This is a genomic window from Kibdelosporangium persicum (assembly GCF_013280595.1).
Taxonomy (GTDB): domain Bacteria; phylum Actinomycetota; class Actinomycetes; order Mycobacteriales; family Pseudonocardiaceae; genus Kibdelosporangium; species Kibdelosporangium persicum.
This window is the reverse complement of sequence record NZ_JAAATY010000001.1, coordinates 395315-420132: the sequence shown is the minus strand read 5'-3', so window position 1 is coordinate 420132 and position 24818 is coordinate 395315. Positions and strand designations below refer to the sequence as shown.

The following is a 24818-nucleotide window of genomic DNA, read 5'->3' as shown; positions in this document are numbered from 1 at the left end:
CGCGGTGATTTCGACGTCCGATCGCCTCTACCGGAGCCGGCGGCCGGAAACAAGTTACCCACTAGTAACTAGTGACTTCACCGACGCTCGAACGTATAACTTGTTCTAATCCCCGCAACGGTGAGGAAGCTCACATGAGTGATAACGTCATGCGTGGCAAGGGTTTTCCGACGGTATCCCGCCGCACCTTCATTACCGGAACTGGTTCTATCCTGGGACTCGCGACGCTGGCCGGTCGAGCCACCGCGGCCCCTGCCCCCGCTCCCATTCCGCCCGGCGCCCACGTGCCCGCCCTGGTCATCGGCACCGGATACGGCGGCTCGGTCGCCGCACTGCGGCTCGCTCAGGCGGGCATCGACGTTCACATGCTTGAAATGGGCATGGCCTGGGACACGCCCGGCAGCGACGGCAAGATCTTCGCCAACACCACCGCCCCGGACCAGCGGTCCTACTGGCTGCGCACCAGGACCAAGCAACCGCTCAGCAACTTCCTCGGGTTCCCGATCGACAAGGACATCCCGCGGTACACCGGGATTCTCGACGCTGAGGAGTTCGGCGGCATCGCGGTGTACCAGGGCCGGGGCGTCGGCGGCGGTTCACTGGTCAACGGCGGCATGGCGGTCACCCCGAGACGGGAACGGTTCGGCGCGATCCTGCCGACGGTGAACGCCGACGAGATGTACAACGTCTACTACCCCAGGGCCAACGCCGGTCTCGGTGTGACCAATGTGGACCAGGCGTGGTGGAACAGCGTCGCCTGCTACCAGTACGCCAGGGTGGGCCGCAAACACGCCGAGCGGTCCGGTTTCTCCTTCGTCTTCGTGCCCAATGTGTACGACTGGGAGTACATGAAGCAGGAGGTCGCCGGGACCGTGCCCAAGTCCGCGGTCGCGGGCGAACTGCTCTACGGCAACAACGCCGGCAAGAAGACCCTGCAGAAAACCTATCTGGCACAGGCGAAGGCGACCGGACGCGTGGCCATCTCAGCCCTGCACCGGGTCACGTCCGTCGCGCCCGCGAACGGCCGCTACGCCATCGCCGTCGAGCAGCTCGACACCACCGGCACCGTTGTGGCGACCAAGAACGTGACCGCGGACAAGGTGTTCTTCGCCGCGGGCAGCGTCGGCACGAGCAAACTGCTGACCAAGTTGAAGGCCACGGGCGTGCTGCCCGGCCTGAACAACGAGATCGGCAAGGGCTGGGGCGACAACGGCAACGTGATGTGCGGGCGCGCCAACCACCTGTGGGACCCGACCGGCGCGGTCCAGGCGTCCATTCCCACCGCCGGGATCGACAACTGGGACGCCGGCGGCGCGTTCGCCGAAGTGGCGCCGCTGCCCACCGGCATCGAGACGTACGCCTCGTTCTACCTGTCCATCACCAGGAACCCGCACCGGGCGCAGTTCTCCTGGAACTCCGCGGCCAACCGGGTCGAGCTGAACTGGCAGACCGCGTGGAAGCAGCCGTCGATCGACATGGCCAAGTCGATCTTCGACAAGATCAACGCCAAGGAGGGCACGATCTACCGGACGGACCTGTTCGGGGTGTACAAGATCTGGGGCGATCACCTGACGTACCACCCGCTGGGCGGTGCGGTGCTCGGCAAGGCGACCGACAACCACGGCCGGCTGCACGGGTACTCCGGCCTGTACGTGATCGACGGCGCGCTGATTCCCGGCAACACCAGCGTGAACCCGTTCGTGACGATCACCGCCCTGGCGGAACGCAACATCGACCGGATCATCGCCGCTGACTTCTAACCCCACCGCCAACCCCCTCGTGAGTGTTTATCCGTGTTCTAACCCGGATAAACACTCACGAGGGGCTGGGCAGCACGCACATCACGTCCAGGCCGAGCACGTGGTTGAGCCGGCCGAACGCCAGCCACGAGCCGATGCTCATGCTGAGCTCGACGATCTCGTGCTGCGTGTAGTGCCGGGCCATCCGGGCCCAGAACTCCTCGTCGAGGTTGTGGTGGTCCACCGCGTACCGCTCGGCGTACTCGGCCGCGAGCCGGGTCCGGTCGTCGAAGCTTTCCGTTGTGCGCCAGTTGGTCACGTCGTCGAGGAACGAGTCCTCGACCTTCTCGCCGTCCCGTTCGGTGCGCCAGTCCAGACAGAACACGCAGCCGTTGATCTGGGCGATCCGCAGCCGGGCCGCCTCGAACTCGCGCAGCCCCAGGGTGGTGTGCGCGTACACCGCGAGGGAGAAGTTCGCGGCCGCCGTGCCGATGCCCGGGACCATCTCACCCCACACGTACCCGATCGGGTCCTTGCCCTCGGGGATGTCGATGTTCATCGGTGCCTCCTCGCTCCCGCCCACTGTATTAGAACACGTTTCAGTTTGTCATGTCCTGGCGATCAGCGGAGCTTGCCGGCCGCCGGCCGCAGCGGGACGTCGATCGCGTCGTACAGACCGGGTCGCGCGTCCACCAGCCAGTCGATCGCGCCGACCAGCCGCCCCACCGCCGTCGCGTTGCCGCCCGCGGACCTGTTGCCGTTCTGGTCCGTCGCCTCCACCGACACCTCGATCCGGGGACTGCCCTCGATGATCACGCGATGCGCGCCGTCCCCGCTCGGCGGCATCGGCCAGTCCGGTGCGCAGGACGGGTGGATGCGGGTGACGTGCTCGATCACGATCCGCGGCCGGCCGCCGACGATGCCCTGGACCTCGAAGCGCAGCGCGCCCTGGGTGCCTTTCTCGAAGTCCCCCATCAGCTCGGTGGTCACGGTCTCCTCAAGTTCCCGGCGTGCCACGGTCTCGCGGATTTCGTCCAGGTCGGCCCGCAGCGCGCGGGCCATCAGCCGGATCTGCCCGCCCCACACCATGGTCGGGATGCCCGGCGCGACCATCGGCGGCTCGTAGTCCATCGGCTGGCCCATGCCCACCAGCCAGCGCACCGAGTCCGGCTGGTCGTAGGTGGTGTAGTCGAAGATCTCCTGGCACCGGATCACGTCGATGTCCGTGGCGACCCCGCTGATCAGCAACGGCAGGACGTCGTTGCCCCAGCCGGGATCCACGCCGGACACGAACAACGAGCCGCCGCCGTCCTCGATCGCGGCGAGCAACGGCTCCCGTACCTCGGCCGGGGCGTTGCGCTGGTCGTAGAGCGTGTACACGGACGGCGTCACGACAACCGCGCCGACTCTGATCGCCTTGGCGATGTCGTCGATCGCCTCCATCGGCCTGACCTCGCCGGACGCCGCGTACACCACGGCTTGGGGGTTCGTCGCGAGCACGGCGCCCGCGTCGTCGCTCGCCGCGATCCCGAGCTGCTGGTCCAGACCAGCCAGATCGCCTGCGTCTTTGCCGGCCTTGTCCGGGCTGTGCACGATCACACCGGACAGCCGTAACGCCGGATGGGCTTGCACGGCACGGATCGCCGCGCGGCCGATGTTGCCTGTACCCCAGACAACCGTGTCAATCAAGGGGGCGGTCATGGGCACTGAGGTAACCACAAAGCCCACGCGGCACGCCAGATCCATTCAGCCGCCTGGCGCAACGCCATCCACAGTAGACCGGGACCGCCGCGTGCCGCCCAGGGCCGTTGATCGGCGCGAGATCGCCGCGTCGCCCCGGGTGGCGGCGCCGCTGATCAGCAGGGCTGAGTTCGAAGGCGAGGCCACCCGGCCGACCGGCACCCCCGGGCGTGCTCGGCAGACCGGACTGCCACGACCGCGGCGGCGACGCCATGCCCGACCACAGCCTGGCACACCCCTCGCGGCACTGGCCACCGCGCCGACCACACCGTCCACAGTGGAGTGTCAAGCCGGACGGCATGGCCGCGCCCGGCGCGGGTATCCCCCGCTCGGGAGGCGACCATGGCCAAGCATGTGAAAAGCCCGACGGACTTGCCAAAGCGTTCGTGGTGGCAGGTGCTGAAGCGCACAGTCAAGCAGTTCTCACGAGACAGCCTGGACGACTGGGCGGCCGCGCTGACCTACTACAGCGTGCTGTCCCTCTTTCCCGGCATCCTCGTGCTGACCTCGTTACTCGGTCTGCTCGGCCCGGAATCGACCAAGGCACTGACCGACAACATCCAGCAGATGGCGCCGGGCCCGGCGCGCGATCTGGTCCTCAACGCGGTCAACGAGCTGAAGACCGCGAACTACCTCGCCGGGCCGTTGGCGATCATCAGCCTCGTCTTCGCGTTATGGACGGCGTCGGGGTACATCGGCGCGTTCATCCGGGCGTCCAACGCGATCTACGAGGTCGAAGAAGGGCGCCCGTTGTTCAAGACCATCCCGTTACGGATCGGCATCACGTTGGCCATCGTCGTCCTGCTCGGGGTGGCGGCCCTCGGCGTGGTGCTCACCGGCGGGATCGCCGACCGGGTCGGCCGGTTCGCCGGGATCGGCTCGACCGGCGTGCTGATCTGGGACATCGCCAAGTGGCCGGTGATCGCGATCCTGATCAGCCTGGCGTTCGCGCTGCTGTACTGGGCCGCGCCGAACGTGCGGCACCCCGGCTTCCGGTGGCTGACCCCGGGCAGTGTGCTCGCCGTGCTCCTGTGGGTCCTCGCCTCGGCCGGGTTCAGCCTGTACGTGGCGAACTTCGGGTCGTACAACAAGACCTACGGTTCGCTCGCCGGCATCGTGATCTTCCTGATCTGGCTGTGGTTGTCCAACCTCGCGGTCCTGCTCGGTGCCGAGTTCGACGCGGAACTGGCCCGTGGCAAGCAGATGGAGCTGGGACAGCCGGAGGACCATGAACCGATCCTGCCGCCCCGCGACACCAAGGCGATGGACGACGGCGGATGACTCGGGCCCGGAACGATTCGGGTGGTGGCCGGTCGCCCGGCCGCCACCCGCGCTCGCCATCCGCTCAGTAACGCTGCTCCTGAACGGTGGATTTGCCCTCCTGGGCACGGTCCTTCACGTCCTCGGCGGCCGAGCGGGCCTCGTCGGTCACGGTGCCCGCCGCGTCCTGAGCCGTGGACTTCACCTGCTCGGCCGCCTGCTGGGCCGGCACGGCGAGCCGGTCCTTGACCTCACCGGCCACCTCACCGAGCTGCTCGGAGTGCTGCTGGACGAAGTTCTTGGCCTGGCCGGCCATCTGCCGCTCGGCCTTGGTGGCGGGCAGCAGCGACGAGGTCAGCCAGCCGACGCCGAACGCGATCAGTCCCGCCGCCAACGGGTTGCCCTCGGTCTGCCGGCGGATCGCCTGCGGCGCCTCGGAAACCGCGTCGGACACGGCCGTGGTCGCCCGGTTGACCTGGTCCCCCGCGGTGGAGGCGGTGTCGGACGCGCTGCCCATCACCCGGTCACGCAGGCTCGTCACGCTCCGCCGGACCCGGTCGGCCCGCCGCTGCATGATCTTGCCGGGCGTCACCTTCTCGGTGAGCGCGTCGACGTCCGAACTCAGATGACGTTGGGTACGTTCGATCTCCTGACGGATCTGACGTGGATCATCGGTGGTACTCATCAGGTACTCCTCAGTGGCCCTTGAGTGCGTCCGGCACCTGCTTGAGGGTGTCCGCGGTCTGTTCTGGCTTGGGGTTGACGCCGCGCAGCTGCTTGCGGCCGGCCGCGTACAGCGCCGCCCCGATCACGGCCCAGAGGACGGCGACGATCAGGCCGGCCCAGCCGGAGTCCATCACGTTGGACAGCCCGGCCCACAGCGCGATCGACAGGAACAGCAGGACCATCCAGCCCGCGAGGCCCGCGCCGGTCAGCATGCCCGCACCCCGGCCCGCCTTGGCCGCCTCCACTTTCAGCTCGGCCTTGGCCAGCGCCAGTTCCTGCCGCAGCAACGTGGACAGGTCGCGCGACACGTTGCCCATCAGCTCGCCGACGGACACGTTCTCCACGTCCGGGCGACCTGGTTGCGATGGTGGCGTCGTCGGGGGAACTGTCATGGCCGCACCGATTCAGGTCCGTTCCACGGCGGCGGCGTCTGGGTCTGTCCCGGGTGAGCGGCCTGCTGTGGATATCCGGTCGGCGGGACCTGCCCCTCGACCGGCGGCTGCGAGTACGCCGGAGCCGGTGGTGTGGTGTAGCCCGGCGCCGGTGCCCGGGTCGGCGGGTACGACGGCGGCACCGATGTGGTGGTCGGAGCCGGGCCTGGCTGCGCGGGGATCTTGTCGGTCGTGTTGTCGTCCGCCGATTCGTCGCGTTGCGTGTCGATCGCTCCCCTGGTGAGCCTGCCGACCAGCATGCCCGCGAGGGCGGCGCCCGCGAGGAACATCCCGGGCTTGCGCCGGGCGAAGTCGCGGACCTCGTTGAGCAGGTCCCCGGGCTGCCGGTCGTCCAGCCATGAGGCGACCGTGCGCGTGTGCCCGGCGGCCTGGTGGATCATCTCCGGTCCCATGCCGGACTGGTCGGACTTGGCGTACATGTCGTCCAGCTGGTCGGCGAGGGTGTGCAGGCCCTGCGCCGCCTTGCGCTGCCCCTCCCGCGCCTGGTCGGTGAGCTGCTGGCGGCTTTCGTGCATCAGGTTGCGTGCCTGCTGGCCCGCTTCCCTGGCGACTCTCTTGGTCTGCTCGCCGGCGGTGTCCATGACCTGCCTGCCGCCTTCGGCGGCGGTGCTGCCGACCTCCGCGGCTTCGTGCTTGGCCACCTGCGGCGTGGAAGGCGGATCCTGTGTGCCCTGGTGCCGGGCGTATCCACCTGGCGGGTGTGTCATCGTGGGTCCTCCGCGAGGCTTGGGGTTCTCCGGCCGGCGCCCTGGGGCCGGCCGACGCCGGGTTGTCACCCGGCTTCGGGCCGAATACCCATGAGCGGCCGGAATAACCAGGTGGCACCCGGTCGGTCTGCAACAATTGGGCTACCCGGCGCAGGCGCCGTCCACATAGGGCGAATCATTCGGGGTGCCCACCGGAAAGACCGTTAATCCGTTGCGGGGCTTGATCATTCCTTCGGGTGACCAGGATTGCGCTCAGCGCGCGGGCGGTCGACTGTGGACACATGGGCGAGGTCGGGATGCCGCGGCAACGCGCCGACGAACCGGTCGCGCACGCCGAACGGATCGCGGCCGAGATCAGCGGACCCGATCGGCCACTGGGGGAACCGGGACAGCCGGTGAACCGACGATCCCCCTTCTTCGTCGGGCTCACGGCCGCCCTGGGAGTGTCGCTGGCCGTCGGTGCGGCATACCTCATCGTGACGGCCGCGGACACGATCGTCCTGGTGTGCCTGGCGTTCTTCATCGCGGTCGGCCTCGATCCGATCGTGCGCGGCCTTGGGCGGTGGATGGCGAGGCCGGCCGCGGTCACCGCGGTCGTGGTGGCCATCGCCGGTCTGCTGAGCGGATTCGCGGTCGCCGTGGCCGGCATGCTGACCGAGCACGGCGGCACACTGATGCAGCAGGTCTCGGATTTCCGTGCGCAACTGACCGATCCGGCGACGTTCCTCGGCCGCCTGGACCAACGGCTGCACCTCACCGCGTACGTCGACCGCCTACTGGACGGGGCCGGGACGACGATGGTCGACGCCGTCACCGGCCTGGCGATCGTGTCCGTGCTGACCGTGTACTTCCTCGCGGACTTCCCCCGGCTGCGCCGGGTGCTGATCCGGCTGGCGCCCGCGTCGCGGCGGCCGCGTGCCGTGCTCATCGGCGACGAGATCTTCGCCAAGGTCGGCGCCTACCTGCTGGGCAACGTGCTGCTGTCGCTCGTCGCGGCCGTCGCGACGTTCATCTGGGCGGTCAGCCTGGGCATCCCCTATCCGTTGCTGCTCGCGACCGTCGTGGCCGTCCTGGACCTCATCCCGATCGCGGGAGCGCTGCTGGCAGGCGTGATCGTCGCGTTGATGGCGCTCACGGTCTCCCTGCCGGTGTGCCTGGCCACCGTCGGTTTCCTCGTGGCGTACCAGCTCATCGAGGACTACCTGCTGCTGCCCAAGATCATTGGCAGGGCGGTGCGGACACCCGCCGTGGTCACTCTGGTCGCGGTCCTGCTCGGGGCGGTCCTCCTCGGGGTGATCGGCGCGTTGGTGGCCGTTCCGATCGCGGCCGCGATCCTGCTCATGCTCACCGAGATCTGGCTGCCGTACCAGGATCAACGGTAGTCACCGAGGCGGCACCGCGATCGCGTCGAGCACGGCCGCAGCGCTGTTGTCGCGTTGTAAGACCGCGCGTTGCCGGTCCGCGCCGCCGCCGATCGCGCGCAGCCGGGCGAACTGTTCCTCGACGAAGTCCAGATCGTTGTTGTCACGCAGGATCGGCTTCAGCTGCGAGATGAGTTCACGCACGAGCGTCTGCGTGGGCACCGTGTCGCCGCTGTCCGGGTGCGGGCACTGGCCGGTGAAGCCGTCCCGGGTGGCACGCCACAGCTGTGCCCGGAGGATCTCGTTGGACAGCCGCGGCGGGCGTTTGCCGCTGTCGATGTCGTCGAACGCCGACTGCGCCAGGCCTCGGGCCAGCACCGCGAGCAACACCGCTTCCTCCGGTGTGGCCGCCACGTCGCTGACGCGGAACTCCAGCGTCGGCTGGTGTTCCGACAGCCGGATGTCCCAGTAGATCATCCCGCGGTCCAGGACCGCACCGGCCCGCAGCCAGCCGTCGACGATGCCCTCGTAGTGGTCGAGCGACTCGAACAGCGGCGGCGGCCCGGCCGACGGCCACTGGGTCCACTGCCGGTAACGCCAGCTGCAGTAGCCGGTGTCCTGGCCGCCCACCACCGGCGAGTTGGCCGTCAGCGCCAGCAGAACCGGCAGCCACGGCCGGACGTGGTTGATCACCTGGACGCCGGTCGCCCTGTCCGGGATCGCGATGTGCACGTGACAGCCGCACGTAATCACCTGACGGACCGTGGCACGGAAGTGTGCGGCCATCCGCTCGTAGCGCGGGTTGGCCGTGATCCCGGGCGGATCGTCCGCCACCAGCAGCGGCGAACCACTGGGGATCAGCCGACGGCCACGGGACCGGGCGGCCGTGGCCAGTTCGGTGCGCAACTCGGTGAGCTGGCTGAGCAGTTCCTCGTTCGTCCGGCACACGCCGGTGGCCGATTCGGCCTGGGCGCGGGTGAGCTCGGTCTGCAGCTCACCCTCGTGTTCTTCGGCGCCGTCGACGATCTTGGCCGCGTCCCGCGCCAACTGACCGCGATCGTCCACCACGAAGAACTCTTCTTCGACGCCAACCGTGAGACTCATGCCTGCGGGCTACCCGCAGCGAAGATCAATCAAGCGCGTCACATCGGTCAGCGCCGCACCCAGCGGTAGATCCACACGGATCGTCGCGTGACCGTCACCCCTGGTCTGCCCCCTGTTGACGATGGCGACGGGCTTACCTGCCCTGGCGGCGTGCCGGACGAACCGCAGCCCGGACATGACCGTCAGTGACGAACCCAGGACAACAAGTGCCTTCGCCTCGTCGACCAGCCGGTAGCACTGCTCGACCCGCGGCTTCGGCACGTTCTCGCCGAAGAACACCACGTCCGGTTTGAGCACACCGGATTCGCAGCCGTCGCACGAGACCAGCCGGAACTCCCTAACCACCTCGTCGGCGAGCTCCACGTCGCCGTCCGGGTTGACGCGGATCGCCGTGCCGGTGAACGTGGGATTGGCCAGCCGCAGGCGCCGGTCCAGTTCCTCGCGCGGACTGGTCCGCCGGCAGTCCAGGCACACGACCCGGTCGAGGCTGCCGTGCAACTCGACCACGTCAGGCGTGCCCGCCGCCTGATGTAACCCGTCGACGTTCTGCGTGATCACTCCGGAAACCAGGCCCGCGGCGGACAAACTGGTCACCGCACGGTGCCCGTCGTTGGGCTGTGCCCTGGCGATCGTGCGCCACCCGACGTGGCTGCGTGCCCAGTACCGCTGCCGTCCTTCGACGCTGCCGACGAACTCGTCGTACGTCATGGGTGTGTGCCGTCGCAGACTGCCGGTCGCGCCACGGTAGTCGGGAATCCCTGACTCCGTGGACAATCCCGCACCGCTCAGCACCACCACTCCGCCGCCGGCGACCACATCGACCAGCTCGGTGATGTCGGTCGTCCACGGCAACGGCTCCCCGACCGGGGTGTAGCTCAATGTCGGCCGTGTCCGCACGGCACCAAGCCTACTCGTGAGTGTTTATCCGGGTTAGAACACTGATAAACACTCACGAGGGTGCCACCGATAGTGTCGGGTCATGAACGGGTTGGCGTCGGGAATGATCGTGCTGGTCGTGGGCGCGAACGGCGGGATCGGCGAAGGCGTCGTGCGCCAGTTCGAGCAGGCGGGCGCGGACGTGATCACGCACGCCGGGCACAGCGAGGGCGACCTCACCGACGAACAGGCCTGCCGCGCGTTCTTCCAGGAGGCGGCCGCCCGGAAAGGGCGGCTCGACGCCGTGGTCAACAGCGCCGGAGTCCAGCCCGTGCGGCAACTCGACGGGATGACGGCGGCGCAATGGCGCGAGGTGATCGACACCAACCTGACGATCGCCTTCAACTGCACCCAGGCGGCGGTCCAGGTCATGCGGGAAACAGGCGGCAGCGTCACGCACATCGCGTCGATCGAAGGCACCCGTCCGGCCCGGGGACACGGTCACTACAGCGCCGCCAAGGCAGCGCTGATCATGCATGCCCGATCGGCCGCGCTGGAGTACGGACCGTTGGGCATCCGTTGCAACACCGTCTCGCCCGGGCTGGTCGAACGACCCGGTATCGCCGAACAGTGGCCCGAGGGCGTGGCGAGCTGGCAACGGGCCTCGCCCCTCGGCAGGCTGGGGAAGCCGGAGGACGTCGGCAATGCGTGTGTGTTCCTCGCCTCGCCGATGGGGACGTGGATCACCGGGCACGATCTCGTTGTGGACGGCGGAATGAGCACCAGCCCGGCCTGGTAGGGCGTATCAACCACCGGCCCAGGCCGTCAGCGAATCCCACGCGCCGAGCCGCAGCGTGCTGGTGAACCTGCGGCCCTCGCCGGTCAGCGGATCGTCGAACTCGACGACCTTCGCCAGCAACTGCAGGGGTTTGGTGAAGTCGTCGAGCGGCTTCTCGCGTAGCTCCGGGTAGAAGTCGTCGCCGAGAATGGGCACACCGAGACCGTTCATGTGCACACGCAGCTGATGTGTGCGCCCGGTCGCCGGGACCAACCGGTAGCGCCCCAAGCCGTTCCGGTGTTCGGCGAGTTCGACGTAGGTCTCGGCGTTCGGATCCCCCGGCACCTCCTGGGCCACCAGGACTCCGCGCTCCTTGACGATGCGGCTGCGCACAGTCGTGGGCAACGTCAAATCAGCACGGTACGGCGCGATCGCCTCGTATTCCTTGTGCACCTTGCGATGCCGGAACATCTCCTGGTACTTCCCGCGCTTGTCGCGGGTGATCACGAACATCATCAGCCCGGCCGTGACCCGGTCGAGCCGGTGCGCGGGCGACAGGTCCGGCAGGTCGAGCTGACGGCGCAGCCGCACCAACGCCGTCTCCTGGATGTGCCGCCCCCGGGGAATCGCGGCGAGGAAGTGCGGTTTGTCCACTACCAACAGATGCTCGTCGCGGTGCACCACAGCGACGTCGAACGGAACGGGCACCTCGTCGGGCAGATCCCGGTGAAACCAGATGAACGACCCGGGCACGAAGGGCGCTTCGACGCCGAGCGGCCCGTCGGAGCCGAAGATGCGCTCCTCGCGCAGCATCTGCTCGATTCGTTCCGGTGCCACCCTGGGCAGCCGTGCCACGAGGTGCTCCAACAGGGACGCCCACTCGCCTTCTTCCGGCATGCGGAGTCGCGCCGCGTCCAGCCCGAACCGGGGCGGAATGGGAGAACGAAGCCGTCGTCGCACGGCACCGACTGTAGTGCCAGGACGAAGGTGCGCCCGGTTCGCCCGGAAATCCATTCAAGACGGCCGTTCGTTTTGGAAACCGTTGTGAGACAAAGCACTCGCGCGTTCCACGGATCTAGTGTATGCAATATACGGTCGACTAAAATGGCGTCGACCTAGGCACCGTGCCGTAGAGAACGGAGGCTCACGCCCCCATGTACTCAGTCACCAACCCGGCCACGGGCGAACTGATCGAAGAGATCCCGAACTCGACCGAGGAGGAGGTGTCCGCGGCGATCGAGAAGGTCCACCGCGGCTACACCTCGTGGCGCAGGCGGCCGGTCGGGGAACGCGCGAAGATCGTGTTGCGTGCGGCGGAACTGTTCGCCGAGCGGGCCGACGACCTGGCCGCGATCATGACCCTGGAAATGGGCAAGCGGATCAACGAGGGCCGCGGCGAGATCGGCATCGTCGTCGACATCTTCACCTACTACGGGAACAACGGCCCGGCGCTGCTGGCCGACGAGCCGCTGAAGGTCAAGGGCGGCGACGCGGTCATCCGCAAGGAGCCGATCGGCGCGCTGCTCGGCGTGATGCCGTGGAACTTCCCGTGCTACCAGGTCGCCCGGTTCGTGGCGCCGAACCTGGTGCTCGGCAACACCATCCTGCTCAAGCACGCGTCGATCTGCCCGCGGTCGGCCGCGGCGATCGAGGAGATCCTGCACGAGGCCGGTGTGCCCGAGGACGCGTACGTCAACATTCTCGCCTCCAGCAAGCAGATTCCCGGCATCCTGGCCGACCCGCGCATCCAGGGCGTGTCGCTGACCGGGAGCGAGGCGGCGGGCGTGTCCGTCGCGGCGGAGGCAGGCCGCAACCTCAAGCGTTGTGTGCTGGAACTCGGCGGCTCGGACCCGCTGATCGTGCTGGACACCAACGACATGGACGAGACGGTCAAGGCCACCTCGACCGCGCGGATGCGCAACTGCGGGCAGTCCTGCAACGCGCCGAAGCGGATCATCGTGCTGTCGGAGCTCTACGACGAGTTCGTCGACAAGTTCACCAAGCGGGTGGGCGACTACTTCCAGCCGGGCGACCCGGCCGACCCCAAGGTGCCGTTCGGCCCGCTGGCGTCGATCTCCGCGGCCGACGAGGTCGCCGCGCAGGTCGGGAAGGCGATCGAGCAGGGCGCGACGCTGCGTACCGGCGGCAAACGGATCGGCCCGGGCGCGTACCTGGAGGCGACCGTGCTGACCGACGTGACACCCGAGATGGCCGCCTACCACGAGGAGATCTTCGGCCCGGTCGCGCTGATCTTCAAGGCGGAGAACGAGGAGGAGGCGATCGCGATCGCCAACGACTCGCCCTTCGGCCTCGGCGCGGCGGTGTTCGGCACCGATCCGGAGCGCAACCGGCGGGTGGCCGACCGGATCGAGTCCGGCATGGTCTACCTGAACAGGTCCGGCGGGTCGCAGGCGGACCTGCCGTTCGGCGGGATCAAGCGGTCCGGGATGGGCCGGGAACTCGGTGCCGCGGGCATCGAGGAGTTCATGAACAAGAAGTCCATCCGGCTCTGAGGCCGGCCGGGGGTACCCGGGTGCCGCCGAGTACCCCCGGTCCGCAGTTACAGGGTGAGCGTCCAGGTGTCGATGGTGCCGGTGTCGAACCGGGCCACGTCCTGCACCTTGAGCTGCCAGGTGCCGTTGCGGGCCTCACCGGACAGGTCCACGGGGTAGGTGGCGTCCACATTGTCCGCGCTGTCCGAGCCGCTGGAGTTCTTCAGCCGGTACGCGGTGCCGTCCGGAGCGACGAGGTCGATCACCAGGTCACCACGCCAGGTGTGCTTGATGTGGACCTCGACCGTGCTGGTGGCCGACGCGTTGCCGGTGCAGCCCGCGAACGTCACCGAGCTCGTCACCGCGGCGCCCGCGTCCGGAATGGACACGTCGTTCCCGTTGGTCTGCGGGGTGCACGTCTGAACCGTGCCGACCGTCCACTGGAACGAGGCGGAACCCGAACCACCCGCGGAAGCCGTCGCGGTGACCGTCACGTTGTAGGTACCGGCGGTGGTCGGCGCACCGGTGATCAGCCCGTTGGCCGAGCCGATCGACAGGCCGGCGGGCAGACCGGTCGCGGACCACGCGTACGGCGCTGTCCCGCCGGAAGCCGTCAGCTGCAGGTTCACCGAAGCACCGACGGCGGTGTTCTGCGGACCCGGGTTGGTCACCGAAACCGACGGCGTGCCAGTGGAATTGACGCGCAGCAGCCGGTTCGGCGTGCCCGCACCAGGGTTGGTCACCTTGTTCGGCGTCGCCCCGGCCAGGATCGCGCTGTGCACCTCGGCCGGTGTCTTCGTCGGGTTGTCAGCCAGATACAGGGCGACAGCACCGGCAACGTGCGGCGAGGCCATCGAAGTACCGCTCATGGTGGCGGAACCGGTGTTGTTCGCCGACGCCGCCGAGACGATGTCCTGTCCTGGCGCGAAAATGTCGGTGCACGTACCGAAGCTGGAGAACGTGGCGCGAGCGTCGGTCCGCGCGGTCGCGCCGACGTTGATCGTCTCCGTGACCCGCTGCGGCGAGTACTGGCACGAGTCGTCGTTGAAGTTACCGGCCGCGACAACGTACGAGATGCCCTTGCCGATCGACGCGCGCACCGCGTCGTCGAGCACCCGGCTCGGCTCGTTGCGCACACCGGTGTACAGGCTCATGTTGGCCACGGCGGGCAGAACGGCGTTCGCGGTCACCCAGTCCACACCCGCGGCCTCGGTGGAGATCGAACCGCCGCCCTGGCAGTTGAGCACGCGGACGGCCTTCAGCTTGACCTTCTTGGCCAGGCCGTAGGAGTTGCCGCCGACCGTACCGGCCACGTGGGAGCCATGCCCGTGACAGTCCTTGCCCTGCCTGCCGTCGGTGAACGCGTCGAAGCCGAACGTGGCACGCCCGCCGAAGTCCTGGTGGTCGTAGTTGATGCCGGTGTCGATGACGTAGGCGGTGACGTTCGAGGCCTCGGTGGCGTAGCTGTACTTCTGGTTCAGCGGAAGGTCGGCCTGGTCGACCCGGTCAAGCCCCCAGGACGGCGGGTTCAGCTGATCGGCCAGCAGGCCGACGGTCCTGTCCTGCTCCACATAGGACACCGACGGGTCGGCGGCGAGCTTGCGGGCCTGCGCGGCCGGCATGGTGACGGAGAAACCCTTGAGCGCGGCCTGGTACACGAACCCGACCTTGCCACCGTACCGGGCGGCGAGGTTGTCGGCGGCGCCCCGCACAGCGATGTTGTCCTTCAGAACGACGACATAACTGTCCTGGATCTTGTTCGGCGCGTTCTCGGCGATGATCTGCTGGGCGGCGACAGCATTCGTCGGTAACACGGTGGCGAGAACCGCGGCCGCGGCCGCGGTCGTCCCGAGTAATCTCGCGGACAGGGGTCTGTGACGCATGAAAGCTCCTTGCGCGCGCAGGGACGCCGGAAGCGGCCAGCCCTCGATGGCGTCCCGGCGGGTGGAGTGAGCTCTTGCCGGAGAATTATTTGATCTGCGCGGCGCCAGGGACAACGTACTTTCGTAGTGTTCTGACGGTCCGGGCCAACCTCCCCTCGCCGGACCGGCCCGCGGCTCGCACCCCGCCGCCCGGGCACCTTCCGTCCCACCACCCCTCTCGTGAGTGTTTTTCCGTGTTCTAACCCGGAAAAACACTCACGAGGGGGCCTGGGAGGCTGGCAATTGTTCACTGCCTGAACCAACCGGGGCGACTGGGCGACCGCCCGGCCGATGGCTCGCGGTGGACGGCCGTCCGGTGGGCCGTACGGGTCGGACACTTCGTTCAACGGCTGAGCCGAAGTCCGCCCGGCGACCAGGCTGTGACGGCCGGTTCGTTCGAATGCGTGACCACTTTGCCGCCTCTGGTTTCGCTCCGTAACACAGAAGTACGCCTGGTCGACCTCAACTTCTGTATGTCCGATGCGAAAGTCTTCATTTGTCCGTCATAAGTAGCTAACATCCGTTGACTGCAAGCGGAGGTGGCAACACCGCCGCGTCAGACGACCGGTCGTTGTCTGAGCCCGCCGCCATGGGTGTCGTCAGCCACCCGAAGTACGCGCACGCCGGTTTGAGAAAGGCGCTATTCGCCATGGAAGAAAAGCAGGACAGACGGTTCACCCGCCGTGACGTGTTCACCGCGTCAGCCGGAGCCGCCGCCGTACTCGGCGCGGCCGGCTTACCGGTGCTCGCCACGGCGACGCCCGCCTTCGCCGACACCGATCACGGCAGGGGACGGAGACTGCGAGCCGAGCCGCTGATCCCGGCCCGCAACCGCGGGATCATCCTGTACAGCGTCCGTGACCGCATCAACGCGGCCCCGGACAACACTGGAGTGCCGTACGGATTCGAACGGGTCCTCGCCCGCCTCGCCGAGATCGGCTACAAGGAGATCGAGTTCGCCGGGTACACCCAGAGCACCCAGATCCTCGGCCGCCAGATCACGCCGAAGGAGATCCGCAAGATTCTCGACGACAACGGCCTGGTCGCCAACGGCACGCACACCCAGATCAACCCGGCCACCTTCGAACAGCAGATGGACATCGCCCAGGAACTGGGCATGAAGAACATCGGTACCGGCAGCGACCCGACCAACTCGGCGTACCAGGCCGACTGGGACGCCGCCGCCGACACGTGGAACGACCTGGGGCGCCGCGCGAGGGCACGCGGCCTGCGGCTCTACACCCACAACCACGACGCCGCCTACAGCTTCCTGCTCGACACCGGCCCGCTCGACGCGAACGGCAAGCCGACCCGTTCGTCCGGCACGCGACGGCTCGAGTACTTCTTCGAGAAGACCGATCCGCGGTACGTGTTCTTCGAGATGGACATCTTCTGGGCGTACGTGGCCCGGTACAAGCACAAGGAGTACACCGACCGCTGGGGCCGTCAGCAGACGGACCTGTTCGACCCGATCCTCACGGTCGCCCCGCGGACCACCCGGTTCCCGCTGTTCCACGCCAAGGACGGCAACCGCAACACCGCCGTGCCCAACGGCCACGACATGGTGCCGCTCGGCGACGGCGACATCAACTTCCAGCAGTTCTTCCAGACCATCGGCGAGCAGGACTTCCACCACGCCAACTGGGAGCAGGACACCGCTCCGGGCGGCACGGCGCTGCCGGCGCAGTCACTCGACTTCGCCGCGCTGAGCTACACCAACATGTCCGAGCTGACGATCTACCGCCGCTGAGGAGCCGCTGACTCATGCCTCGCCCGTACGGGCGACGATGGCTGGCCGCCTCGGCCAGCTTTGTCGTCGCCTCATCACTCGCGCTCGTGGGCAGTTCCCCCACGGCCGCCGCGCCCATCCCGGACGCGAACTCCGAGCCGCTGGTCGCCGAGCAGAACGGTCCCGCGGCGCTGCGGTCCGACGTCCGCAGGCCCGCCAGCTTCAAGGTCCTGGTGTTCACCAAGACCGACGGTCCCCGCCGTCCGTCCATTCAGGACGGTGTACGGACCGTCCGGTCCCTGGCGCAGAACAACGGCTTCCAGGTCACGGTGACCGAGGACGCCGGCGCGTTCACGGCGGAGAACCTGGCCGGCTTCCGTGCCGTGGTGTTCCTCAACACGGTCGGCAACGTGCTCAACCCCGCGCAGGAAGCCGCTTTCGAGGCGTACATCCGCGGCGGTGGCGGCTGGGTCGGTGTGCACGCGGCCGCCGAGACCGAGCCGGACTGGCAGTTCTACCGTGACCTTGTCGGTACCCGGGTCGCCGGTGCGACCGGCGTCAGCACGGGCAACGTCCAGGTCGCCGACCGCGCGCACCCGTCGACCGAGACCGTGCCGCGGACGCTGACGTTGACCGAGGAGTGGTACAACTTCGCGTCCAACGTCCGCGGCTCCGAGCACGTTCTGGCCACTGTGGACGAGCGCTCGTTCGCGGGCGGCACCATGGGTTTCGACCACCCGATCGCCTGGTGCCAGGACCACGTCGGTGGTCGTTCCTGGTACACCGGCCTCGGCCACTCCATCGAGACGTACCGTCAGGGCGCGTTCCGCAAGCACCTGCTCGGCGGCATCGAGTGGGCCGCGGGCGTCGTCGAGGGCGACTGCGGTGCGACCGTGATCGGCAACTACGAGAAGGTCACGCTCAACGACGAGCCCGGCGAGCCGATGTCGCTCGCGGTGCTGCCGGACGGGCGTGTGCTGCACAACACGCGTGGCGGCCAGATCCGCCTGTACGACCCGAAGACCAACGCCAGCCCGGTGATCACCACGATCCCGGTGTACCAGCACGACGAGGACGGGCTGCAGTCGGTCGCGATCGACCCCGACTTCGCGAACAACAAGTGGGTCTACATCTATTACGCGCCACCGCTGAACACCCCGCTCGACAACCCGGCGACCCCGAACGTCAATGAGGGCGACGCTCCCGCGACCAGCAACGACCCCAAGGCGTGGGACGCGTTCAAGGGCTACAACCAGCTCTCCCGGGTCAAGCTCGTCGAGACGCCGACGCCACACCTGGACATGGCCACCGAGCAGCAGATCCTGCGGGTGGACGTGGACCGCGGCATCTGCTGCCACGTGGCGGGCAAGGTCAAGTTCGACGCCAAGGGCCTGCTGTACATGGTCACCGGTGACGACACCAACGCCAGCGGGTCGGACGGCTACACGCCGATCAACGACGCGCCGACGCAGGGCCCGGGTTACGACGCGCAGCGTTCGTCGGCCAACACCAACGACCTGCGCGGCAAGCTGCTGCGGATCAAGGTCCGTCCGAACGGGACGTACACGATCCCCGACGGCAACCTGTTCCCCGAGGCGGAGGACCACGACAACAAGACCCGCCCGGAGATCTTCCTGATGGGCCTGCGCAACCCGTTCCGGTTCGATGTGGACGCCAGCGGCATGGTCTACGTCGGCGACTACTCCCCCGACTCCCGGACGTCCTCGCCGACCCGGGGACCGGAGGGCACCGGGAAGTGGTTCGCCACCAGGACCTCGGGCAACCACGGCTGGCCGTTCTGCACGTTGCCGTCGTCGCCCTATGTGGACTTCGACTTCGCCACGCGCACGCCGGGTCAGCCGTTCAACTGTGGTGCACCGGTGAACAACTCACCGCGCAACACCGGCCGGACCGTGCTGCCGCCCGTTCAGCAGCCGCAGTTCTGGTACACCTACGAGGCCCGCACGCCGTGCCCGGGTTCCTACATGCAGAACCCGCCGACGCCGTGTGACTTCAAGTGGCCGGTGATCGGCACCGGTGGCGTCGGCCCGCACGGCGGCCCGATCTACAAGTACGACAAGGAATCCACGTCGGAGACCAAGTTCCCCGAGTACTACGACAACTCGGTCGTGTTCGGCGAGTTCACCCGCGACAAGATCTTCATGATGAACACCGACGGCAAGGGCAACCTGACCGGTGTCGAGCAACTGCTGCCCGGGTTCGTCTTCGACAACCCGATGGAGATGGAGTTCGGCCCGGACGGCAGCCTGTACGTGCTGGAGTACGGTGACGGCTTCTTCCGGCCGAACCCGGACGCCCAGCTCGCCGTGATCCGGTACGTCAAGGGCAAGCGCTCGCCCGTCGCGGTTCTCGACGCCTCGCCGACCTCAGGCCAGGCGCCGCTGACCGTGAACTTCTCCAGCGCGGGGTCGCACGACCCGGACCCGGGTGAGTCGATCTCGTACGCCTGGGACTTCACCAACGACGGCACGGTGGATTCGGCCGACCCGAACGCGTCGTTCACATACACCACCAACGGCGTCTACAACGCGAAACTCACGGTCACGGACTCCAGTGGCAAGACAGCGGTGCTGACGCGGACCATCACGGTCGGCAATACGGCACCGACGGTGACGGTGGACGCCCCGATCGAAGGCACGTTCTTCAACTGGGGCGACCCGATTCCGTTCACCGTCAACGTGACCGATCCCGAGGACGGCCAGATCGACTGCAGCCGGGTGACGGTGTCGTTCGTGCTCGGGCACGACGAACACGGCCACGGGCAGGCCGAGACCTCCGGGTGTTCGGGCACGTTGCCGACACCGCCTGACGGCGGCGACCACGCCGGCGGCTACCTGTACGGCGGCATCAGCGCCAAGTACACGGACCTCGGCGCGAACGGCCAGCCCGCACTGGAGACGATCAGCCAGGCCAAGATCCAGCTCCGGCGCCAGCAGGCGGAGTTCGCCCAAGTCAAGCAGGGCGTCGACACGACGCTGACCGCGGACACCGGAGCGGGCCTGCACGTCAACGCGATCGACGTGGGCGACCACATCGCCTTCGACCCGGTCAACCTCGGCGGCATCACCTCGGTGACATTCCGGTACTCCGGCGGCTCGGCGGCGACCGTGGGCCAGCCACGGGCCGGCGTCGAACTGCGGCTGGACTCGCCGACCGGCCCGGTGGTGGCCACCGCGACACTGGCGGCGACCAACGGCAACAACGGGTTCGCCAGCCAGAGCGTGCCGGTCAGCCAGGCGCCCGGGACACACCGGCTGTACCTGGTGTTCACCGGGGTGCCGGGCGGACCGCAAACAGGTCTGATCAACCTGAACTGGGTCGAGTTCACCTCCTAGCGGAGGTTCTCGACCCGGATCCGCGCCCACCGCGCAGGTCCGTGGCGAACTGCCCGCCACGGCCCGCGCGGTGGGCGCACTTTTGTGTGTGGCTTATCGGAAGTCCGCCACCCGGTCCCGCGCCCACTGGGCGAAGGTCCGCGCCGGCCTGCCGGTCACCGCCTCGGCCGTCGGCAAAGGCCCGAGCAGGCTCGGGTCGAAGTCCGCGACCTGGCCGGGATCGGCCGGATTGCCGTCGTAATCGGTGAAGCCCAGCAGGAAGTCGGCGGCTTCGGCGGCGAATCCGCCCTGTGCGACGTAGATCTCCCGCGCCTGCTCCGGAGTGACCTGCTCGAAGCGGACGTCCTCGCCCAGCGCCCGCGCGATCGCCCGCACCTGATCGCGCAGGCTGACCAGTTCGGGCCCGTTGACGTCATAAGCCTTGCCCGTGTGGCCGTCCTCCACCAACGCCTTCACCGCCACGTCGGCGACGTCCTGTTCGTGCACCGGGAACCAGGCGGCGTCCGGGTTCGCGTCCCGCACCACCCGCTCGGCCCGGATCGACGGCCCCCACAGCGAAACCTTGTTGGCCGCGAACTCCCCCGGCCGGACGTGTGTCCACTCCAGACCGGACCGCTCGACCGCCTGTTCAACCGGCAGGTGGAACGTCGTGTCGAGGCCACCAGTCACGGCTCCCGACGAAAGCACGACGATCCGCCGCACACCCGCGCCCTTGGCGAGATCGACGACCTGCGCCGCCGTGGCCGGCTCCGGGAAGAGATAGAGCCGGTCCACGCCGTCGAACCAAGCACCCGAAGGCTTCCTGAGGTCGCCCCGGACGACCTCCACGCCCTCCGGCGCCTTCGCGGGGTCCCGGGTCAGCACCCGGACCGGGATACCCGCTTCGACCAGACTCGCCGTCACATGCCGCCCGACGTTGCCGGTGGCTCCCGTGACCAATACCCGCACCACGCCTCCCCGATTTCCGTATCAGCTACGGATAAACATTACCGTACGATCTACGGAATGGAACACAGCGGCACCGGCGATCCCCGCGAGACCCTGCGCCTGCTGTGGCGCGAGAACCAGGTCCGGTCGGGCCGGGGACGCCCGCCCAAGGTCTCCCTGGCCAAGATCGTCGAGGCCGCCGTGGCAGTCGCCGACCAGGACGGTCTCGACGCGATGACCATGGACAAAGTCGCCGCCGCGCTGGGCGTCGGCACGATGACCCTGTACACGCACGTGCCCGGCAAGGCGGAACTGCTCGACCTGATGGTCGACGCGGCCTGGCGGGAACTCGACCTCGTACCGGCGGGCGACTGGCGCGCCCAGGTCGAGCACTACGCCCGGCAGACCTCGAACCTGCACGAACGCCACCCGTGGCTGCGCGGCGTGTCCACCGTCCGCCCGCCCCTGGGCCCAGGCCTGTTCGCCCGTCAGGACTTCCTGCTGTCGGCACTGGCCGGCACCGGCCTGCCCGCCGCCCAGGCCTCGGCGGCGGTCGACGCGATCGTCACCTTCGTCGAAGCGGCAGCGGGCGCACAGGCCGAACACCGGCAGGCCGAAACCCTCAGCGGTCAGTCCACGGCGGACTGGTGGACCGACCGCCAGGTGTTCTGGGAGGAGATCTTCGACCCGGACCGCTACCCCGCGATCACGCAGTCCTGGCAGGACGGCGGCTTCGACCGCACCGCCGCCCAGGCCACCACGCACGCGTTCACGCTCGGCCTGAAGGCCCTCCTCGACGGCATCGCCGCGATGACATCCCAGCACTAAACCCGTGTCCACCACTCCGGCACCCCGTGTCCACCATTCCGGCACCCCGTGTCCACCATTCCGGCACCGTGAAATTCCGGCGGGCGGCTCCGCACCGCCCGCACCGGCCAGGGGCGAGACCAAGGTGTCCCCAGCCAGCCCGTCCGCCAGGGGGATCTCATGGTGCCGGAACGTGCGTTTCATGGTGCCGGAACGTGCGTTTCGTGGTGCCGCAATGGTGGACACGGCGCTGCCCTGGTTGCCCTGAGCACGCGGTTCAGGGTCCGGGTCCGGGTTGTCACCGATGTTTCGCATGCCCGGGCGATGGCAACCTATCTGTATGGCAACCACAACTTTGACCAGGTCGCGGCACAACAAGGTGATCGCGGGCGTGTGCGCCGGGCTGGCCGAGAAGCTGGGCTGGAAACCGAAGTCCATGCGGATCCTCTTCGTGGTGTCCTGCCTGCTGCCCGGGCCGCAGTTCGTGCTGTACATCGTGCTGTGGATGGTCATGCCGCGGCGGGACTACTGATCGATCTTGTTCACGGTCCGTTCTTCTGGTGGTCTTAGCGTCCGGCACGCTTCACCCCCCGATAGATCGGAACGTCATGAGAAAACCCCTGGCCGTCGGCCTGTCCGTGCTGGTCACGGCGTTGGCGCTGGCTCCGGCGGCGCCCGCGTACGAGACCAGGCGGGCGACGTTGCTGCAGTTCGCGTCGTTACCCGCGGCGAGCTTCGTACCAGCCAGCGAGCCGTCCGGCGCGGCACTGGGGACCGCGCCGGTCAACGGCGTCTCCCTGCCGTTCGCCGACCAGCCGATCCAGGGCTTCAGCGGTGTCGTCAGAAACTCGGACGGCACCTTCGACGTCCTGAGCGACAACGGATTCGGCAACAAGGCCACCAGCGCGGACTTCGCGCTGCGGATTCACCGCATCGGACCTGACTTCGCCGCGGGCCGCGTGGACGTGCTCGGCGGAATCACCCTGACCGACCCGGACCGGCACGTCCCGTTCCCGCTGACCAGGCCGGACCGGGTCCTCACCGGCGCGGACTTCGACCCCGAGTCGATCGTCCGCGCCGGTGACGGGACGTTCTGGCTCGGTGACGAGTTCGGCCCGTACCTGCTGCACTTCGACCGCGGCGGCCGCCTGCTCGCCCCGCCGGTCCCGCTGCCCGGCGTGTTCGCCCCGGAAAACCCCGGCGGCACCGCGAACATCGGCGGCAGCAAGGGTTTCGAAGGCCTGGCGATCTCACCGGACGGCCGCACGCTCAACGCGCTGCTGGAAGGAACGGTCGCCGGTGACGAGCCGGGAACGTTGCGGCTCAACGAGTTCGACCTCGCGGCCAACCGGTACACCGGCAAGCGGTGGATCTACCAGCTCGGTTCGCCGGACCTGGCCATCGGCGACGCCATTACGGTGGACCGCAACCGGATCCTGGTCGTCGAACGCGACGGCGGCCAAGGCGCGGATGCCAGGATCAAGCGGGTCTACCTCGCCGACAAGCGCGACCGGGACCGGGACGGCAAGCTGGACAAGACCCTCGTCGCCGACCTGATGAACATCGCCAACCCGCGCCGGGTCGGTGGTTTCGGCGAGACGTTCACGTTCCCGTTCCAGACCATCGAGGACCTGGTCCTGCTGGACGACCGGACACTCGGCGTGCTGAACGACAACAACCTGCCGTTCTCCTCCGGACGCACTGCCGGAAAGCCGGACGACAACGAGTTCATCGTCCTGCGCCTGCCGGACGACCTGCGCTAACTTGGCGGTCATGGAACCGACCGCGTTGGCAGGCAAGCTGTTCGAGGACATCACCGGCGCACTGCGGATGTACGCCGTGTACCTCGGCGAGCGCCTCGGTTACTACCGGGCGCTCGCCGAAGGCGGCCCGATGACGTCGGCGGAACTGGCCGAACGGACCGGAACCCACGAGCGGTACACCCGGGAGTGGCTGGAACACCAGGCGTCCTGCGGTCTGCTCACAGTGGACGGTGCCCGCGTCTTCACCCTGCCCGCCGAGCACGTCCCGGTGCTGGCCGACCGTGATCACGTGCTCTACGGCACCCAGCCCACCATCGACCTCGTCCGCGTCGCCCGCCGGCTGGCCGAACTGGTGGACGTCTACCGCACCGGCGAGGCACCCTCCCCCATCCCGTGGGAGCCGGAAGGCCGGTCCACCTCCAACCGCGCGACGTTCCTGAACCTGCTGGGCAGGGAATGGCTGCCCGCCATCCCGGACGTCCACAAGCGACTGTCCGAGGGCGGGGCCCGGGTCGCCGACATCGCCTGTGGTCTCGGGTGGTCGAGCATCGCCATGGCGCTGGCGTACCCACTGATCACAGTGGACGGTCTCGACCTCGACACCAAGGCCATCGAAGCCGCCCGGCGCAACGCCCGGGAATCGGGTGTCGCCGGCCGGGTCACGTTCTCGGCGATGGACGCGGCCGAACTGACCTCGGCGGACCCCTATGACGTCGTGATCATCATCGAAGCCCTGCACGACATGACCCATCCGGTCGACACCCTACGCACCGCGCGCGGCCTGCTGGCGCCCGGCGGCACCGTGCTGGTCGTCGACACGAAGCCCGGCGAGGAGTTCACCGCGCCCGGCCCGCTCGTCGAACAGTTCGAGTACGGCTGGAGCCTGGTCGCCTGCCTCCCCGCCACGATGGGCGACCCGGCCTCGGCCATGACCGGCACCGTCATGCGCCCGGCCACGATGCGCAAGTACGCCGAGGAGGCCGGGTTCAGCGACGTCAGCATCCTGCCGATCGAGTCGGACACGTGGCGGTTCTACCGGCTCGGGTGATGTGATCCAGATCTCCGCGCCGGAGATCTTG

General features: G+C 68.3%; 21 protein-coding genes. 11 read left to right on the top strand and 10 right to left on the bottom strand.

What is annotated here, in order from left to right; all coding sequences use genetic code 11:
• The first annotated feature begins 284 nt into the window (after nucleotides 1-284).
• Nucleotides 285-1760, top strand: coding sequence for a GMC oxidoreductase (locus GC106_RS01960; RefSeq protein WP_446684925.1), 1476 nt, complete (start codon nucleotides 285-287; stop codon nucleotides 1758-1760).
• 55 nt (nucleotides 1761-1815) lie between these two features.
• On the opposite strand, the gene GC106_RS01955 is transcribed toward GC106_RS01960, so the two are convergent.
• Both GC106_RS01955 and GC106_RS01950 read right to left on the bottom strand, forming a co-directional pair.
• On the bottom strand, nucleotides 1816-2298 hold the full coding sequence (locus tag GC106_RS01955; protein ID WP_173123666.1) for a carboxymuconolactone decarboxylase family protein: 483 nt from the start codon (nucleotides 2296-2298) through the stop codon (nucleotides 1816-1818).
• Between the two features lie 62 nt (nucleotides 2299-2360).
• Nucleotides 2361-3440 carry an NAD(P)H-dependent amine dehydrogenase family protein gene (locus tag GC106_RS01950; protein WP_246364614.1) on the bottom strand — a complete coding sequence of 360 codons (1080 nt, stop codon included), beginning with the start codon at nucleotides 3438-3440 and terminating at the stop codon, nucleotides 2361-2363.
• 435 nt (nucleotides 3441-3875) lie between these two features.
• Here GC106_RS01950 and GC106_RS01945 point away from each other — a divergent pair, with 435 nt between their 5' ends.
• On the top strand, nucleotides 3876-4760 hold the full coding sequence (locus GC106_RS01945) for a YihY/virulence factor BrkB family protein (protein WP_312872350.1): 885 nt from the start codon (nucleotides 3876-3878) through the stop codon (nucleotides 4758-4760).
• A 64-nt stretch (nucleotides 4761-4824) separates the two neighbouring features.
• Here the strand turns inward: GC106_RS01945 and GC106_RS01940 are convergent, their stop codons facing one another.
• From GC106_RS01940 to GC106_RS01930, 3 genes are read right to left on the bottom strand one after another with little or no spacing between them, the layout of a single operon-like run.
• Nucleotides 4825-5424 carry a DUF3618 domain-containing protein gene (locus GC106_RS01940; RefSeq protein WP_173123662.1) on the bottom strand — a complete coding sequence of 200 codons (600 nt, stop codon included), beginning with the start codon at nucleotides 5422-5424 and terminating at the stop codon, nucleotides 4825-4827.
• Between the two features lie 10 nt (nucleotides 5425-5434).
• Nucleotides 5435-5857: a phage holin family protein gene (locus tag GC106_RS01935; RefSeq protein WP_173123660.1), complete on the bottom strand. Its 423-nt coding sequence runs from the start codon at nucleotides 5855-5857 to the stop codon at nucleotides 5435-5437.
• A complete protein-coding gene (locus GC106_RS01930; RefSeq protein WP_173123658.1) occupies nucleotides 5854-6624 on the bottom strand; it encodes a hypothetical protein in 771 nt (256 codons plus the stop codon). The genes GC106_RS01935 and GC106_RS01930 overlap by 4 nt, the downstream gene beginning before the upstream one ends.
• 236 nt (nucleotides 6625-6860) lie before the next feature.
• On the opposite strand from GC106_RS01930, the gene GC106_RS01925 reads away from it, so the two are divergent.
• Entirely contained in the window at nucleotides 6861-8006 is a 1146-nt protein-coding gene (locus GC106_RS01925) for an AI-2E family transporter (protein ID WP_312872349.1), read from the top strand.
• Here the strand turns inward: GC106_RS01925 and GC106_RS01920 are convergent, their stop codons facing one another.
• Nucleotides 8007-9089, bottom strand: coding sequence for a carboxylate-amine ligase (locus GC106_RS01920; RefSeq protein WP_173123656.1), 1083 nt, complete (start codon nucleotides 9087-9089; stop codon nucleotides 8007-8009).
• A 9-nt stretch (nucleotides 9090-9098) separates the two neighbouring features.
• A complete protein-coding gene (locus tag GC106_RS01915) occupies nucleotides 9099-9986 on the bottom strand; it encodes an NAD-dependent protein deacetylase (RefSeq protein WP_173123654.1) in 888 nt (295 codons plus the stop codon).
• An 82-nt stretch (nucleotides 9987-10068) separates the two neighbouring features.
• Between GC106_RS01915 and GC106_RS01910 the strand changes: the two genes are divergently transcribed.
• Nucleotides 10069-10764 (top strand): SDR family NAD(P)-dependent oxidoreductase, encoded by a 696-nt coding sequence (locus GC106_RS01910; RefSeq protein ID WP_173123652.1) that lies wholly within the window; start codon nucleotides 10069-10071, stop codon nucleotides 10762-10764.
• 6 nt (nucleotides 10765-10770) lie between these two features.
• Here the strand turns inward: GC106_RS01910 and GC106_RS01905 are convergent, their stop codons facing one another.
• Nucleotides 10771-11703, bottom strand: a complete 933-nt coding sequence (locus tag GC106_RS01905; protein ID WP_173123650.1) for an RluA family pseudouridine synthase — start codon at nucleotides 11701-11703, stop codon at nucleotides 10771-10773.
• A 194-nt stretch (nucleotides 11704-11897) separates the two neighbouring features.
• Here GC106_RS01905 and GC106_RS01900 point away from each other — a divergent pair, with 194 nt between their 5' ends.
• Nucleotides 11898-13256: an NAD-dependent succinate-semialdehyde dehydrogenase gene (locus GC106_RS01900; RefSeq protein WP_173123648.1), complete on the top strand. Its 1359-nt coding sequence runs from the start codon at nucleotides 11898-11900 to the stop codon at nucleotides 13254-13256.
• A gap of 47 nt (nucleotides 13257-13303) precedes the next feature.
• Here GC106_RS01900 and GC106_RS01895 read toward each other — a convergent pair whose 3' ends face one another.
• Nucleotides 13304-15118, bottom strand: coding sequence for a S8 family peptidase (locus GC106_RS01895; protein WP_173123646.1), 1815 nt, complete (start codon nucleotides 15116-15118; stop codon nucleotides 13304-13306).
• 688 nt (nucleotides 15119-15806) lie between these two features.
• Here GC106_RS01895 and GC106_RS01890 point away from each other — a divergent pair.
• On the top strand, nucleotides 15807-16907 hold the full coding sequence (locus tag GC106_RS01890; RefSeq protein WP_173123644.1) for a sugar phosphate isomerase/epimerase family protein: 1101 nt from the start codon (nucleotides 15807-15809) through the stop codon (nucleotides 16905-16907).
• Between the two features lie 14 nt (nucleotides 16908-16921).
• Nucleotides 16922-20242 carry a ThuA domain-containing protein gene (locus GC106_RS01885; protein ID WP_173123642.1) on the top strand — a complete coding sequence of 1107 codons (3321 nt, stop codon included), beginning with the start codon at nucleotides 16922-16924 and terminating at the stop codon, nucleotides 20240-20242.
• Between the two features lie 93 nt (nucleotides 20243-20335).
• Here the strand turns inward: GC106_RS01885 and GC106_RS01880 are convergent, their stop codons facing one another.
• Nucleotides 20336-21190: an SDR family oxidoreductase gene (locus GC106_RS01880; protein WP_173123640.1), complete on the bottom strand. Its 855-nt coding sequence runs from the start codon at nucleotides 21188-21190 to the stop codon at nucleotides 20336-20338.
• Between the two features lie 57 nt (nucleotides 21191-21247).
• On the opposite strand from GC106_RS01880, the gene GC106_RS01875 reads away from it, so the two are divergent.
• The 4 genes from GC106_RS01875 (at nucleotide 21248) to GC106_RS01860 (ending at nucleotide 24787) form a co-directional block, all read left to right on the top strand.
• A complete protein-coding gene (locus tag GC106_RS01875; protein WP_173123638.1) occupies nucleotides 21248-21997 on the top strand; it encodes a TetR/AcrR family transcriptional regulator in 750 nt (249 codons plus the stop codon).
• Between the two features lie 319 nt (nucleotides 21998-22316).
• The gene (locus GC106_RS01870) at nucleotides 22317-22508 is read left to right on the top strand and encodes a PspC domain-containing protein (RefSeq protein WP_173123636.1); all 192 of its coding nucleotides are present in this window, start codon (nucleotides 22317-22319) and stop codon (nucleotides 22506-22508) included.
• 76 nt (nucleotides 22509-22584) lie between these two features.
• Nucleotides 22585-23739 (top strand): esterase-like activity of phytase family protein, encoded by a 1155-nt coding sequence (locus tag GC106_RS01865; RefSeq protein WP_173123634.1) that lies wholly within the window; start codon nucleotides 22585-22587, stop codon nucleotides 23737-23739.
• A 10-nt stretch (nucleotides 23740-23749) separates the two neighbouring features.
• Nucleotides 23750-24787, top strand: a complete 1038-nt coding sequence (locus GC106_RS01860) for a class I SAM-dependent methyltransferase (protein ID WP_173123632.1) — start codon at nucleotides 23750-23752, stop codon at nucleotides 24785-24787.
• Nucleotides 24788-24818 lie beyond the last annotated feature (31 nt).